The sequence below is a fragment of the Microvirga sp. GN3 genome, from assembly GCF_055792825.1.
Genome location: NZ_JBVVAK010000017.1, coordinates 79687 through 93468 on the forward strand (window position 1 = coordinate 79687; position 13782 = coordinate 93468).

Here is a 13782-nt window from a genome sequence, read left to right on the forward strand (position 1 = left end):
CAGTCGGGGCACGGATCATCGTCCTTGGCGATGCCCGTGCCTTTGCATTCGTAACAGCGGGCCCCGCTGAGCCAATCCCGCTCCCCTGTTCCCTCGCAGTGGGGGCAATCGTCCATTGTGCCCCTCCCGGTCAGTGGAGAGGACCAAGGCGCTCGGTGATTTTCCCGATGCGCCCAGAAATAGAAAGACAGGCATTCAATTCGGCGATCAGCGGAGGGGTCAGCGATGCCACCGGAAGCTCGATGAAGCGCATCTGGTTGGCGCGTTCATACCAGCCGGCCGCCCGGAAGGCGTCACGATGTTTGGCGAACTGCTCCTCGACCAGGTCGGCCGGGCCGTGCTTGTAGAGCGTGCCGCCGAGAGCATTGTCCGTGTCATAGAAGAGGCCGATCTTTTCGTCCGGAGGGATGTTGAATACGGCCTCGGGCCCTCTCATCAGATAAAGGTTGCCGTCGGTGCCCATCCCGTACTGGAGGGTATGCCAGACCTGCTGCAGGACATCGACCGCGTTCCCGAGGTCATAGAACTCGCCGCCGATCTTCTGCTTGACCACGATTTCCGGACCGAGGTTGCCGGTATCATCGAGCAGGGACACGAAGGCGTCCCCAAACGGCTCGCTTACCAGAATGGTCCTGGTCGGCGGGTCTATATATAGGCCCATATAGTCGGTCTCACTGCGGAGCATGAGCTCCGTGTAAACCGCGCCGGCGGTCTCGGCGTCCGGGAAGACAAAGCAGCGGTGGGTGGCGATCAGGTCAGTGGCAGCTGGCATTGGCGGGATCCTTCTGTCGAGGATTGGAATCGGAAGACTTAGGAGCGCAGGTACGCAGCGTCCTTCGTGACCTTCAGGCGGCGTCCCTCAGTCTCGGTAAGCCCGACGAATTCGGACTCGAAGAATCTGAGTTCGTCCGGGTAGTAGTCGAACAGCCTCACCTCACGTCCGTCGTCGAGGGTGGCGAAGATCTCCGGCAGCGGGGCGAACCGGTCGCGGGAAATCGGGGTGATGCGGGCGGACACGATCTTGGCTTCGGCCATGGCGAATACTCCTGACGTTCGGGATGGAAGGATTAGCTCTGCTTGGGCTCGACGAATTGGATCTGGAATTCCCAGGACTCGACCTCCTGGTTCTGCTGGTTGCGCCAGGTGCGCTTCTTCCAGTAGCCGCGGACCACGATGGCCGTACCCTGATCCATGGGTGAGAGCATCGCATCGATCTCGGAGCGCTCCCGGAAGTAGGGAACGAAGTAGGTCCCGCTGAAGCGGCGGCCGCGGTCATCAGCCCCGTGAAAGGCGACGATCTTGTCTCCCGACGTCGTGAAACGGTGCATCGGGAACTCGCTCAGGGTCACGGTGATCGTGTGCTTGGACAGTTCCTCACGTTTCTTGGCGTCTTCGGCGATCTGAGCCTGAAGCTCGGCCTCCTCCCGTGCCTTCCGCTCCTCTGGGGTGAGAACCTTGATCTTCGAGAAATCGAACGCCATGCCCATTCCTTTCGGGGATTTTCATCTCAGGGTGTCTGCCCATCTCGACTGGACAGAAAATCACGGTGGATCAACGGCGCTTGCGGCCTGGATGCCGGACAGCCTGACGGGCTTCTTCGGCCCGAAGGCGGAGGAATGTTTCGCGTGGGCTGGAAGGCTCGCGGTGTTTACTGAGAAGCACCTCCGCAATTCTCTGGGCGATGGTGTCCCTCTGGAGCCGGATGACCAGAGCCTGGCGGGGCCGATACAGGCGAGAGTGCATCGTAAGCCCTCCCTCAGGCCGCTTGGAGCATGTAGCGCTTATGAGCGGGCATGACTCTCAAGAGGGCTTCCCGCGACAGCTTCTGCATCGCGGTGGCGAGGACCATGGGCTTTTCTTCGCCGGCCAGAACACGATTGAGGGTGTCGATGGTGCCGTGGTCGAGTTGCTCGACGGTCACGAAGGCCTTGCCTGCTCTAGGAGCCTCTGCGCCGAGCTCGGTATAGAACGCCTTGAAGGATGCCTCCCGCTCCAGAACCATCTCCACGCGCCCGTGACGGAGGATCTCGATCTGGCTGTCATCGATGTGCTCCCACAGGATGCCGAAGGAGGCCTTGCGGTCGAACCAGTAGGTCGGCTCCCCATTGACCGACATCATCAGGCCCTGCGGAACGATGTGATAGCGGAGATCGGGCACGGCGGACTTCCTTTCTGGGGATTTCATGTCGGTTCTCTCGATGATCCCAAGCTGGGAAAGGTCATCGGCAGGGCGGATGCCGCCAATCAGGCAGCGCACCGGAAAAGGCCGTGTTCCTCGTCGACGTAGTCTTTGAAGCCGCCGTCGAGCGCCTCGCCGACCCAGACGTCTTGCAGGGGCAAGGTGACGGTCTCGCCCTCGATGTTGACACCGGCAGCGCGGAGCAGTTCCTGAACCGTGTTTCCGTCCGCTTCGGACACCTGAACCAGATTGTTGATCACGTCATGGCTGATCGGGATGATGCCGCTGGGATCAGCTTTCGTGACCGCCATGAAGGCGTCAAGCGCCGTATGGAAGCTCAGAAATGAGAACTGCCGGAACATGCCCATTTCGGTTGCGGGAGCCGCTACTGCCATCGAATTTCTCCGGGGATTTTGATCTTGAACTATTCCCCCGCTTTGGAAGAAATGAGCAGACCATCCTGAAGGGACTGCCGACTATGGCCGGGCAAGTGGTTACTAACCGGCAATACCTTCTCGGCTATGGTCGCCCGTCGAATTCTCCTGAGGCGATTATGGCGTATATTGAACTCTCGAATTACTGGGGCTCCGGCATCGATATGTGGGATTTCACTGCAGACGGATGGGGCTATATACCCTCACCCAATCCTAGCGGTGTTCTCAGCCCAGGCTATAACTCAATCACGTTCAATGCCTATGGATTTGAACAATACGACAACGTCACCGTGAACTACTACTATGACGGTTACGACTACGTCGTTGTCGAAGATGTGTTCTATTATGATGGGGGCACGCTTGTTCAGACGCTTGGTGACTTGAACATTCAGACCACTGTTGCCGACCTCAATGCGCCAGAGTGGTATGTGAGATTCAACCAAGGCAATGACCGGTTCGTAGGAAACGATTACGGTAACGATATCAAAGGCGGTTGGGGTGATGACGTCCTGGTGGGCGGCCGTGGGTACGACAACCTTTTTGGTGACGACGGCAACGACACGCTCATCCCTGGACTTGGCCTTGATGCTCTCTATGGTGGCGCCGGCATTGACATCGTCGTTTTCGACGGATCCAGTAGCGAGTGGGTATTCGCGCAGGATATTGTCAGCGGCTCCATCCGAGCGACTGACACGATTGAAGACTTCAACATCAACCACCTCTTTGATGTCGAATACGTTTCCTTCGACGATGGGACCTTTAGTGTCAGCAGCCTAATTCCGATTGTCGGGACTAGCCGCAGCAACACGTTGGTAGGCGACTCAGGCGACAACCGTCTCAAAGGCTTGGGTGGCAACGACACCATCAAAGGCCTTGGTGGGGCCGATTACCTTTACGGTGGCGCCGGCAATGACGTTCTGTCCGGTGGAAGCGGCACGGACAACTTTGTCTTTGACGTGCGGCCAAATCGCTCGACGAATAATGACAAGATCATGGATTTCCGCGCCGCAGACGACACTATCTGGCTCGATAATGCGGTTTTCACGAAGATCGGTGCGGATGGTGCACTGAAAGCAGCAGCGTTCCGCTCGAATTTGACGGGTAAGGCTCAGGATCGGTCAGACCGGGTTATTTATGAGAAGGATACGGGCAAGCTGTTCTACGATGCGGATGGCACCGGCAGTGCCGCATCTGTTCATTTTGCAACGCTCACCAACAAGGCTGCTGTGACCGTGAAGGACTTTTACGTCCTTTAAGAACTGATCCTACCGACGCCTGGGTTTGCAAATCCAAGCATGAAAAAAGCCTGCCGACTGACATCGGCAGGCTTTTCGATCATAGGGCATCGCGTTTCTGGTGGCATCCCTCAGGCGTACCACCAACCTTTCGGCTTCCCCTGTTCGTCAGTCCAGATCCGATAATGCGGCCAGGACCGGGCGAGCTCGACGAAGGCCTCTTTGGGCTTCATGTTGAACTTCTCAGCGTACTGAGCGGTCGAGAAGACCTCGGAGAATGCGAAGGCCCGGCGCTTCTCATAGGGAAGGTGGAGGTTCTGACCCCCGTGCTCCTCCGCAAGGGCGCGGATTTCGGCATTAGCCTTTTCGGCAAGTGCCCGGATCTGTTTTGCTCGCTTGGCAGCCTCGATGTTCTTTACCTGGGTTTCGCGCTTACCATCACCGTCGCACGCGAAGCAGAGGCCAGGAACGCCGTAGTGGACCCGGATGTGGGTGGTCATCCCCGTACCGCCGCAACGGGTGCATTCGTGAGGAGCCGCCTTCGCCATCGCTCAATTCTCTTTTCGGGGATTTGGATCAAATCGAGTTCGATCCTTCCGGCAGGAAAGCGGCAGTTAATCCGTCCACAATTTCGAGGGAACTGAGACTTCAGAAAAGTATTGAATCAGTAGGACAAGCGCTTATGTTGGTGCTTGTCAGACACGCTGAATGAGCGTGAGACATACCTAAGGGATGCGAGTACAACATTCCTGAGCGCCCGTACCGGCCGGATGGGAAGCTGTAAGAGCTTCAAAGCCGCGACGTTTTCAAATCCAGAGCTAGCTCTGCCCTAGGTTTTGCGACCTGTGGCCATGGGTCATTTCATGGAGCAATCCGATGGAAATGACCATCAATATAGACGTCGCGCAGATCATCTTGGCCATCGCCTACGTGATCTGGCGTTTCAAACGCTGAAAATTGCTCTCGGTCTCAGGGCCGGGAGCAATCCGCGTTGGCAATACCGGCCTTCTGCAGCATGGCCTCATACGAGCAATCCCCTGCAAGGGATGCCTCACCCTGAGGCGGCACATCCTGAGCGATGGGCCTAACATCGCGAGCGCGGACATACATCCAGGCCGGCAGGCACGTGCCCGGCAGTTCCGGTTCAAACACCCAGAGGGTCTGCTCAGTGTCCGTGTATTTGGAGTGGAACACGTGCTGTCGACTTACTCGGCCGATCGCACCGATGCACGGCTTGTTCCAGGTGGTCATGTCGGGATGGCCGACAAAGCGAATTCTCTGGCCGACGGCGATGGCGCCGTCGGCTCCCTTGTCGAGATCGGACATGTGAGACTTAGGCCGCCTGCTGGCGCTTACGGGCGAAGTGGCCAGCAATCGCGCGGCGCTCTGCATCAGACCGGAGGCGCTTGGGGGCGGTAGTGTTCGCCGGCTTCTTGGTGCGCGGGACATACTGGCCGGTCTCCCGCAGCCACTTGAAATACTCCTTCGGCGGCATCCACGGCCTGTCGTACTGCTTAGTGGCAGGGGCAGGCGATGTGTTCTGAGCCTCAGGCGCATCGAAGAAGGCAGGGGTCTCGGAACCGGCAACATCGGCGTCGTCGATCTCTGTCTCGATGCCGTTATCGTTGGCGGAGACGGTCAGCATGTCGGCATGCGCCGGAGGAGCCTTGTAGTCCTCGACCTGCATCCAGCAGTCTCCGGCCACGTCGAGGTACTCGAGCTCGGACGCTGGAATTGTGAACGGTTCGGTGGAGTAGGCCATCTCCCGAAGGCCAGGATACTCGATGCCACCGGACAGCGACATGATGTCGACGATCTCGGAAATGGTGTCCGCATTAAAGCCGATGATCGTGAAGGGAGCATCTTCGGCGTTGACCAGTTCGGACGTCCGGATTGCGTTGAGGTCCCGGCCGAACAGGAATCCGTCCATCAGCTCTTCATTGTCCATGCGAAAGAGCTGGCTCTTCAGGCCGACCTCAGCGATCGAAGCCAGGCGCTCGGTCTGAACGATGGTGAAAATGATGCCAACCGCGTCCATGATCTTTTCCTTTCGGGGATTTAAAATCATCTTCCTTCACGAACGGCCCTCGAAAGAGGTTACCGTTGGGCCTTGTTCTCAGTAGCCGAGCGCCTTGGCGGTCTCGGCAATATCTGTGAGCCGGGCGGTGCTCACGTACTGGTACACGGCTTCAAGCTGCTCGGCCGTCGCGTCCGGGTGGGAGGTGACAGCGCCGATCCAGCGGGCGATGGACTCAAGTTGAGCGCGGGAAAGCTTTTCCATGGGAAGGCCCTCATCATTCCGAAGCGGTGGATTCGATTGATCTGTCATGGGCCGAATTCCTTTTGGGGATTTCAGCCATCCGATGATCGCGTGTTCGGATTGAGGCAAGACGACAAATCTCTGTAAGCGTAGGGGTTTAGCGGAGAGGTTCGCCCTTCTCCCCGGGGCAAAAGTATTAGGATGTGGCGGATGCGCAGTCTTGATAAAGTGCTTCGATCAGCTCGGCGGGCATCCGGAAGATCTCCCGCAGCCGCTTCAGGTCGCCGTCGGTGCGTTTCCATTCCGTAGCTACCCGATCGAGGGGAGCCAGGAGGCCGAAGGCGAATTGCACAGCCTCACGCTGGCACAGTGTCTCCTCAGGCGACTTTGGATAGTGCCGGACGATCATCGCGGCATCTGCGCCATGCTTTTCCTGCACTATCGTGGTATGAAGCACATAGTGGCCAATGGCTTTGGCGATCTCGAGGTTGGCCCGAGGTAGATCAGGGTTGTCGGACGGTTTGAGCAGGACGAGGAAGTCCTGCTGGCCATATACAACCAGGCAGTCGCTGTCCTGGCTGGGCATGCTGCCGATGACCACGTCGGCTAAGCCATTCATGATGGCCGTCTTGCCGCCCATTGCAGCAAGGAGGGTCACCGCCGGCGTCCCGACGGCAAAGCCGGCCGTTTTTGCGAACTCTTTCGGTTTGCTGAAAATTCGATCCCTTCCTAGACCGCAAGGAATGGGGTCGTGGGCATTGCGAGGAAGGCGCATGCTTAGTGCTCCACGCGTTTGGCGATGATGGCGGCCGGAGGTGTACCAGCCTCGGATCGTTGTTCGATCGAGCCGCCGAGCCCGTCCCAGTAGGCAGCGTCCCAGGCATCTTGCGCCGTTTCCCACGGACCGTTGTCGGCGTCGTTTCCGTCCGGGTCATTAAAGACGAACTGCCCCGGGGCCTTTTCATTTACGGTGTATCCATGCCCTGCAGCGATTGTGGCTCTGCCCTCACGGGTGAGACCGATGACGGACGAGGCTGCTATGTCATCTCGGGCCGCATCGTTGAGGTACTGGGTGAGGCTGGCTGCTTGTCCCGATGTCTCTGCCCATTGGGCAATCAGGAGCAGGATGCTCTTGCTGTTCCATCCGACTTCCTGGGCCAATGCGTCAATGGTCTCGTAGGCAGAGTTCATCGCGTTTGTCCTTTCGTGGAAGCGGTGAGGATTTCAGCAGCGCCGAGAGCCTGATCCATGCAGGCGACAAAACAGGCGCGGACAGGGCGGGTGTCGTAGGGACGCGGAGCCGGCAACGCGAGGAAGCCAGCCTCCAGCATTTTCTCGGAGGGCTCCTTGAGCGTCTGGATGACCGATTTGACGAGCGCGAGGGTGTTCGCCCGTCGGCCTGCGAATTCCCGAACCAGTGTGGAGTCTGTCAGCGAGAGGGTCTCAGCGGTCCAGGCCACCGGGTCGAGGCGCTTGGCGGCCTCTATCACAAGGTTCTTGTCGGTCATGCGTGCTCTTTCAGGAAGCTTGTACGAAAGACTGTCGAGGGGCGATGTGCGCCGTCATACGTGACGGTGTTTTATTTCCAGCTTCGTGATTTCGTCCGGCCGGACCCACATCAGAACCCTGGTTTCATGATGGACCAGATCGATGCTGTCCTCGTAGACCTGCTCGATCTCCATTTCCGTACCAGACTGGAAAGTCTCACCTTCGGAGCTCACGGCTTTGCTGAGTTTGACCTTCTCTCCGGGTCGAAACCCGTGCTCAAAGATGTCCCCGGTCAGGGACATATTCATGATCGTGTGCTCGATGTTCTTGAGCACGATGGCGCGAGCGATATGAGGCAGGACGCCAGCCCTGTCCGGATCTTCCGGCTTGTCCAGATCGCGGGCGATTTCCCGGAGGATCGATGCGACATCCGGATCCTCGAATGTGGAGAGGGCGGCATCGACCGAGTTGGTGAAGTGCTTGATGCCTTTGAAATCGTCCCGGCCGGCGATCTGCTGATCGATCCATTTCGGCCAGGGAAGCACCCGCGCCTCAGGGTCGAACGCCTGGAATATGCGGGCGTCGAGTGCCCTATCGGGCTTATTGCTGGCCTTCAGGTCAGCATGAAGGGTTTTCAGGAGGGTGAGCTTATCTGCCACGGACGTTCCTTTCCGATCAAGCGGCCTGAGGGAGGTCTGACCAGGTGTTGGTCGCATTGGAGGGCTTGTAGAGAACGGCCGTTGTTTGACCCGAATTGTCCCGGATCCAGACGCTCCAGAACTTTGCAGCCGCTCTGGTGATGAACTGAGTCAGAGCCAACTCAGATGAGGCTTTGACCTCCATGATGTCCCACCCCGGGCGCTGATCCCAAGGGTGTCCGGCGTCTCGGTGGACGATGAAGCCAGATGAGGGTTTCCTGCAGTGGGACGCTTCATCTGAGGAAATGCAGCGGTCTGTTTCGTTGCCGCAATAGAGGCATGCCATCGTATGCCCTTTCAGAAGTTGAGAGCGACGCGGAACGGGGCGGTCGAGATCAACCGGACACCGTTTTCGAACAGCGCGGCTCGCCTCCACCGGCGGTATCCGTTGCGGCATTGCCGCTTGGCGTTCCCGACCTAGCCAATGGCTTCGAAGAAGGCTTTGGGGGAGGCGTGCTCGACGACGGTGCCGGAAAAGCGAGGGAATATCTCAGCTAGTTTCCGGCGCTGCTGTTCATCCGGCGGAAGATCGGCGATGACCTGGGTAAACTCCTCGAGGCCCCCCTGAAACTTGGTCGAGAAGCCTGTCGCCGGCCAATGCTTCTTGAAGGATTCCATCGACCCGATTTCCCGATAGGTTCGGGCTGGGACTGTGTGGACCGTCCCTTTCGGATCAATGGAATGGCATAGGTCTTCGAACGGATTGCAGGACATCAGGCCTCTCTGCCGTTGATCATTTTTGGGGATTTGATCTCGGAAGATCTTCGCTCGATGGAAGCGAGAGAGGTCGATCAATCGGCAGGGAGCGCGGGGAGGGTATCCACCCCCGCGCTCTCGTGATCCGGCCCTAGGTCCGGTAGGTATACCTGATGTTATTGACCTCGGCGGAAAACTCCTCCCATCCCTTCGCAAGGGTAACGGGATCGTCGCCGATCAGCATGAATCCTTCGGCATCGTCATCGGGGTCATAGAGAACATGGCTGCCGTTCACCGACTTCTGGACCTCAAGGGCGCGGGCCATCAGGCCGTCAGGAAGGTCGGTCTTGGCCAGAAACTCAGCCCACGGGATGATGACGAGCCCATAGGATTCGGCAGTCTTGACGTAGTCGATCTCACCCGAGGCCCGCGGTGTCGGCCGCGGAGCCGGCTGGACGCCTTCGACCAGACTGGCCTGATCCGCCTTGGGAGTCATGAGCCCCCAGTCTCCGAAGTAAACTGTGGCGCCGGTCAGAGGGTTCTTGTCGTTGTCATGCCCGTTGAAGCCCCGGACCTCGACGCAATCCTCAGCCATGCGGAGGGTAAGCGCGTTGTCGCCAAACTTTTCCCAGCCTGTGAGCTGGTGGGCGGCGACCAGATCCTCCTCGGTTGCGAAGTGAATATTGATGTTTCCATAGGTGCCGTGGATGCCCTCAACCCCCTGAAGGCGGGGGCCGTCGAAGCCCCAGTCGTCGAGGTTCTCGTCGAGGCGGGTTCGACCATGGAGCAGGTAGAGTTCTTGCATGGGTGTTCTCCCTTAAGGATGCGCCCATGCAAAAAGCCGACCCTGGATAGGGCCGGCTCTGGAATTCTACCGGGGTTCAGGGGTGGTTAGTCGGTGAACCTGGCTCCATAGAAATAACCGTCGGTCCAGACGAGGCGCACCTGCGCGATGGCGGCGTGCCTCGGGATCTTGAGCTCGAATGTGACGGGGACATCGGCAGGTTCAGGAAAGACGAGTCGGACCCCCTTTTCAGACAGGTCCCATACGATGCACCGTTGCGGCTCGTGGGGCGGATCGGCTGTGATCCACCCTTCAAGGTCAGTGCGGTACCGCTCACAGGATCGGCGTTCGGGTAGGCCAACGCGCATGGGAACATCCGAAGATTGAGGAAGGCACCATTTAGAATGGCTGGCTTGTGTGAGGGTTCCGCCTGGATGTGGCCTAAACCACCAAAGGCAGCCTCGGGCAAGCCCGGAATTCCTTGAGGTCCGGTTTTATCTGCATGGCAGTTTCCTCCCACATGAGGCGGCGGACCCGGGTGAAGAACTCCCTTATTATGTCGGCTTCAGGATCCTTTGGCGCACCCTTGACCTCAGAAGGCTCCGTCGGCGCCGACGCGAAGTCCTTGAAATCGGCTCCAAGGACGGTACCGCCGTCGTTGTAGCCATAGCCCTGTTTGGCGACCCTCCGGAGGTCGTCATAGGAGAAGAACGTCATCGTGAAGTCCGACCCGAGGTGTTCCGGCCGGTCATTCTCATGGAAAACTGCGATCCCGTGGTCGCCGATATGGAGATGACGGGCGTCCCAGAAGCCTGAAACGCAGCGGCCGATGGTGTGGAACAGGCTTTCGCCCGGACCGCTGACTTCGAGGGCGAAAGCCTCGAAGACCATAGGATCAAAGGGGAAGGTCTCTTCGGTCACGAACAGATGGGCGGGGAGGTCACGGACCGTGATAGTATCTTCGCCCATTCGAACGAGCGCCAGGTCGCCCCCATCCTTCTGGACAACCAAACCGCGATCGTTGCCGAGGAGCGGCAGGACCGTCTTCAGGAGGCTCGGATAGAGGGTGGCGGAGAGGCTCCAGGCGAATTTTACCGTCAGCATATTCGAAGCTCCTCTTGGGGAATTTTGATTGTCCTGATCGCGAGACCTCATCTCGATTCAAAGACCGGGATTGGGGACCCGTACAAACGAAAAGCCCGTCGTGGACGGGCGTTCCTTCGCGACCGCTGGGTCGATTTAGAAGTTCGGTACCGGAAACGCCCGGTCCAGCGCTGGATTCTCAATCCGCCACTGGGCAGAGCGATCGTGAGCCCCTTCCTCATCTTTGATAGCGGCCAACGCCACCAGGACGTCGCCGGCAAACCGGGGCTCGTTGACCTGGGACAGAGCCGTAACGGCATCTTTCAGGGTGCATTTTGCCAGCGACCGAAGTTCACGAACCCTGGCGAATAGGGAAGATCTCTGGACGCCTTCAGAGAAGTTCGGGAACTTCCCTGTAAGCTCGTAACACATCAGCGCCGATTGAGCCTTGTTGCGGGCTTCGTGCTCACTGGTGTAGGCCGGGGGCACCTCGATCTCCGCCAGAACGGTCTCTGATCCTTCGTGCGGCAGCATCTGGATGTTGAACCCGAACAGCCCTGCGGACTGCGTGATACCGGACATGCGGGCAGAGAGGCTCGCCATTTCAATAATCCTTTCTTCCGGGGATTTCCGGAATTGCTGCTCACACCCTGCCCACGGCGAATTAGACGGCAAATATACATCATTCTAATTCGGTTTTTAGCAAATCTCCACCGCACCTGCAGGTTGGTTAACAACGACACCGCGGATGAACGCTGGCCGCGCCTGCCGAAGCCCACGATCAGGGATCGACGGCTGAATGGCCACAGGCCGGTTGGGCGGGCACTCTGGATGGGGCATCATCGCAAGGGGAGCTGCAGTAAGGACGGGCATCCCACCGGGACCAGGCTTCACGGTCTTCTCAAGGACGATGAAGCCTCCAGGAACCCGCCCCTGAAAGATGATGCGAGCATCCATGCGGACCGGAGCGACGCTGGGCGTCGGCTTGGCGCCGGCCTGAAATTCATCATAGGGGAGATTGTCGTTTTCGGCGCGCCGCATCATTCGTCCGATCCTTGGATGGGCGGTGAAAGGGAATGTCGAAGGGAAGGGGGCCGTTTAGGCGGCTAGGACCTGCGCGTCTGGGCCAGCCTGACTGATCGCATATTCGGCAATCTCAAGAAGGCGGGCCGTGTCCATATCAGACACCTTGTCGAGCCGCTGCTCGCAGGCCGCTACGAGATCCTCCGCTAGGAGTGGGTGCGGCTTGTCGGTGTTATATGCGATCCCGATGTTCCGGAGCGCCTCAACGGCGTGGCTTCCGCACCATTGCACCTGCGGATCGTCGAACCGGTCGGCCTCCAGTCTCAGGATCGGTTTTGCGTCGATATGTGACCGGTCGTCCCTGGTTTCGACTGAGATGCCGAGATTGTTCTTCATGGCAAATGCCAGGTGACTGCTGATCTTCGCCTGCAGGTCAGACGAGAGGAGGAGTCCCTTCGCGAAGCGTTGCGGATCGACGCGAATGGCATAGTAGCCAAATTGGAAGTCACCGAGGCCGATGTACCGTGCCGCGCCCGGCGCCCGGCGGTGAACCGAGGTCACCAACTCAATGGCCTCCTCACGCGTGAGTTCGAGTTCCTGGGTCGGGGCGCCCTCGGTGTCGAATGGATTGGGGAGCAGCGCGGACACGATCACAGACATTGTTCAATCCTTTTCGGGGATTTCTTCAACAGCGGGTTCGTCCCAAAGGGGAAGAATGTCCATCCGGGCAAATCGTGATCGGGTCCTAACGGTGTGTATCCCTTACGGTCTACCAGATACCCGATTCCATCCTGCAGCAGGATATCGCCAATCGATGTGCTGCGGTGGCTATGACCGTCCGGAGCCGGCAGAACGGTCAAACCGTTGGCCTGCTGCTCGTCCCAAACACGACCTCCATGGTTCGTGGCTCGGTGGGCCTCTACTAATGTGCCGGGCTCCAGATGAGCAACCGGCGAGTAGAGCCCCTTGGCAACCAGGTCGGAAAAGAGAGCGAGCCCCTTGGAATTGTCAGAACCCCGTTTGATCGCGATTTCGGTAGCAATCTCGACCGCATCCAGATTGCAGTGGCAGACCGTGATCATTTGGCGGCTCCCGGATCAGTAGCGAGCGCGGTGGGGATAGCGGCCTTCCTGGATCATGACGTCAGGGGATTCCGGCTCACGGCCAACCAATTCAATAAATTCGTGCCCGTAGAGGAATGTGCCCATCGTATAGATCGCTCTCGCATAGCGATCGCGGTCGAGGTTCGACGGGAACTCATGGTCGTCGGCAATCCGGACATTGCGATATTCAGCAACCATGTCATCTCGGGTGGCTATGGCGGCGTCTTGCAAGGAGTTGAAGCGGATGACTCTCATCGGACAAGCCTCTCGGGGATTTAAGTTTTCATCTGTTCGCGGACATGGGCCGAGGAAGTGAAAGGGGTCTGGGTGCAACCCAAACAAAAAGGCTCCCCGATAGGGGAGCCGTTTGCGGGCTGGTCGCGGAAGCGTGTTAGTTCAGTTCAAGGAAAACGGTAGCTCTCTCGCTGGCCCGCAGATCCTCCTGGACCTTGAGCAGCCCAGAGAGTTCCCACTCAAGGTTAGAGTCGAACCCGAGCTGCTGACCGTTGATCCTCTGCTTCTTAGGATCAATTGAGGCGCTAAGAAGCTTCTGGGCATCCACCTGGACGCATGTGATGTCTTCGTCAGAGTTGATGAACTCGAGGTCATCAGCGAGGCCGAGGCTCGAAAGAATGTCGATGGCCGTTCCCTGCGTGACAGCAAATCCATAACTTAGAGGCTGGTGAGCAATTTTATTGCTCGGGGCAAGTCGTTGATTCAGAATAGATTTCGTGCTGGGCCGCTGAGGCGGATGCGGGCTGTTTGACGATCCAGGAGCCCTGCCATGAATGCCTGTCTC

24 protein-coding genes are annotated in these 13782 nt (G+C 58.6%); 1 reads left to right on the forward strand and 23 read right to left on the reverse strand.

Annotated features, from left to right (window positions below; genetic code table 11):
* Window positions 1–130: 130 nt before the first annotated feature.
* The 5 genes from ACS5Q1_RS11170 to ACS5Q1_RS11190 all read right to left on the reverse strand — a co-directional run bounded on the left by ACS5Q1_RS11170 (window position 131) and on the right by ACS5Q1_RS11190 (window position 2574).
* Window positions 131–772, reverse strand: a complete 642-nt coding sequence (locus tag ACS5Q1_RS11170; protein WP_473098249.1) for a hypothetical protein — start codon at window positions 770–772, stop codon at window positions 131–133.
* Between the two features lie 38 nt (window positions 773–810).
* Window positions 811–1035, reverse strand: a complete 225-nt coding sequence (locus ACS5Q1_RS11175) for a hypothetical protein (protein ID WP_473098251.1) — start codon at window positions 1033–1035, stop codon at window positions 811–813.
* Window positions 1036–1067: 32 nt separating this feature from the next.
* Window positions 1068–1481 (reverse strand): hypothetical protein, encoded by a 414-nt coding sequence (locus tag ACS5Q1_RS11180; protein ID WP_473098252.1) that lies wholly within the window; start codon window positions 1479–1481, stop codon window positions 1068–1070.
* Window positions 1482–1756: 275 nt separating this feature from the next.
* The gene (locus ACS5Q1_RS11185) at window positions 1757–2158 is read right to left on the reverse strand and encodes a hypothetical protein (RefSeq protein ID WP_473098253.1); all 402 of its coding nucleotides are present in this window, start codon (window positions 2156–2158) and stop codon (window positions 1757–1759) included.
* Between the two features lie 86 nt (window positions 2159–2244).
* The gene (locus tag ACS5Q1_RS11190; RefSeq protein ID WP_473098254.1) at window positions 2245–2574 is read right to left on the reverse strand and encodes a hypothetical protein; all 330 of its coding nucleotides are present in this window, start codon (window positions 2572–2574) and stop codon (window positions 2245–2247) included.
* A gap of 158 nt (window positions 2575–2732) precedes the next feature.
* On the opposite strand from ACS5Q1_RS11190, the gene ACS5Q1_RS11195 reads away from it, so the two are divergent.
* Window positions 2733–3869 carry a calcium-binding protein gene (locus ACS5Q1_RS11195; protein ID WP_473098255.1) on the forward strand — a complete coding sequence of 379 codons (1137 nt, stop codon included), beginning with the start codon at window positions 2733–2735 and terminating at the stop codon, window positions 3867–3869.
* A gap of 110 nt (window positions 3870–3979) precedes the next feature.
* Here the strand turns inward: ACS5Q1_RS11195 and ACS5Q1_RS11200 are convergent, their stop codons facing one another.
* The 18 genes from ACS5Q1_RS11200 to ACS5Q1_RS11285 form a co-directional block, all read right to left on the reverse strand.
* Window positions 3980–4348 carry a hypothetical protein gene (locus ACS5Q1_RS11200; RefSeq protein WP_473098256.1) on the reverse strand — a complete coding sequence of 123 codons (369 nt, stop codon included), beginning with the start codon at window positions 4346–4348 and terminating at the stop codon, window positions 3980–3982.
* Window positions 4349–4817: 469 nt separating this feature from the next.
* Window positions 4818–5174, reverse strand: coding sequence for a hypothetical protein (locus tag ACS5Q1_RS11205; RefSeq protein ID WP_473098257.1), 357 nt, complete (start codon window positions 5172–5174; stop codon window positions 4818–4820).
* A gap of 7 nt (window positions 5175–5181) precedes the next feature.
* Window positions 5182–5886, reverse strand: coding sequence for a hypothetical protein (locus ACS5Q1_RS11210; RefSeq protein ID WP_473098258.1), 705 nt, complete (start codon window positions 5884–5886; stop codon window positions 5182–5184).
* A 78-nt stretch (window positions 5887–5964) separates the two neighbouring features.
* Complete coding sequence (locus ACS5Q1_RS11215; RefSeq protein WP_473098259.1) at window positions 5965–6177, reverse strand: hypothetical protein; 213 nt, start codon at window positions 6175–6177, stop codon at window positions 5965–5967.
* 127 nt (window positions 6178–6304) lie between these two features.
* Window positions 6305–6883 carry an ImmA/IrrE family metallo-endopeptidase gene (locus ACS5Q1_RS11220; protein WP_473098260.1) on the reverse strand — a complete coding sequence of 193 codons (579 nt, stop codon included), beginning with the start codon at window positions 6881–6883 and terminating at the stop codon, window positions 6305–6307.
* Between the two features lie 2 nt (window positions 6884–6885).
* On the reverse strand, window positions 6886–7299 hold the full coding sequence (locus tag ACS5Q1_RS11225) for a hypothetical protein (protein ID WP_473098261.1): 414 nt from the start codon (window positions 7297–7299) through the stop codon (window positions 6886–6888).
* Complete coding sequence (locus tag ACS5Q1_RS11230; protein WP_473098262.1) at window positions 7296–7616, reverse strand: hypothetical protein; 321 nt, start codon at window positions 7614–7616, stop codon at window positions 7296–7298. Before ACS5Q1_RS11230 ends, ACS5Q1_RS11225 begins: the two co-directional genes overlap by 4 nt.
* Before the next feature lie 54 nt (window positions 7617–7670).
* Complete coding sequence (locus ACS5Q1_RS11235; protein ID WP_473098263.1) at window positions 7671–8255, reverse strand: hypothetical protein; 585 nt, start codon at window positions 8253–8255, stop codon at window positions 7671–7673.
* Window positions 8256–8711: 456 nt separating this feature from the next.
* On the reverse strand, window positions 8712–8912 hold the full coding sequence (locus ACS5Q1_RS11240; RefSeq protein WP_473098264.1) for a hypothetical protein: 201 nt from the start codon (window positions 8910–8912) through the stop codon (window positions 8712–8714).
* A 229-nt stretch (window positions 8913–9141) separates the two neighbouring features.
* Complete coding sequence (locus tag ACS5Q1_RS11245) at window positions 9142–9795, reverse strand: hypothetical protein (protein WP_473098265.1); 654 nt, start codon at window positions 9793–9795, stop codon at window positions 9142–9144.
* Window positions 9796–9881: 86 nt separating this feature from the next.
* Complete coding sequence (locus tag ACS5Q1_RS11250; protein ID WP_473098266.1) at window positions 9882–10142, reverse strand: PilZ domain-containing protein; 261 nt, start codon at window positions 10140–10142, stop codon at window positions 9882–9884.
* A 73-nt stretch (window positions 10143–10215) separates the two neighbouring features.
* The gene (locus ACS5Q1_RS11255) at window positions 10216–10878 is read right to left on the reverse strand and encodes a hypothetical protein (RefSeq protein WP_473098267.1); all 663 of its coding nucleotides are present in this window, start codon (window positions 10876–10878) and stop codon (window positions 10216–10218) included.
* A gap of 135 nt (window positions 10879–11013) precedes the next feature.
* On the reverse strand, window positions 11014–11460 hold the full coding sequence (locus ACS5Q1_RS11260; protein ID WP_473098268.1) for a hypothetical protein: 447 nt from the start codon (window positions 11458–11460) through the stop codon (window positions 11014–11016).
* A gap of 96 nt (window positions 11461–11556) precedes the next feature.
* Entirely contained in the window at window positions 11557–11901 is a 345-nt protein-coding gene (locus tag ACS5Q1_RS11265) for a hypothetical protein (protein WP_473098269.1), read from the reverse strand.
* Between the two features lie 54 nt (window positions 11902–11955).
* Window positions 11956–12540: a hypothetical protein gene (locus tag ACS5Q1_RS11270; protein WP_473098270.1), complete on the reverse strand. Its 585-nt coding sequence runs from the start codon at window positions 12538–12540 to the stop codon at window positions 11956–11958.
* Window positions 12531–12962 carry a hypothetical protein gene (locus tag ACS5Q1_RS11275; protein WP_473098271.1) on the reverse strand — a complete coding sequence of 144 codons (432 nt, stop codon included), beginning with the start codon at window positions 12960–12962 and terminating at the stop codon, window positions 12531–12533. Before ACS5Q1_RS11275 ends, ACS5Q1_RS11270 begins: the two co-directional genes overlap by 10 nt.
* Window positions 12963–12977: 15 nt before the next feature.
* A complete protein-coding gene (locus ACS5Q1_RS11280) occupies window positions 12978–13238 on the reverse strand; it encodes a hypothetical protein (protein ID WP_473098272.1) in 261 nt (86 codons plus the stop codon).
* A gap of 136 nt (window positions 13239–13374) precedes the next feature.
* Window positions 13375–13782, reverse strand: a 408-nt coding sequence (locus ACS5Q1_RS11285; protein ID WP_473098273.1) for a hypothetical protein, incomplete at its 5' end; no start/stop codon positions are given.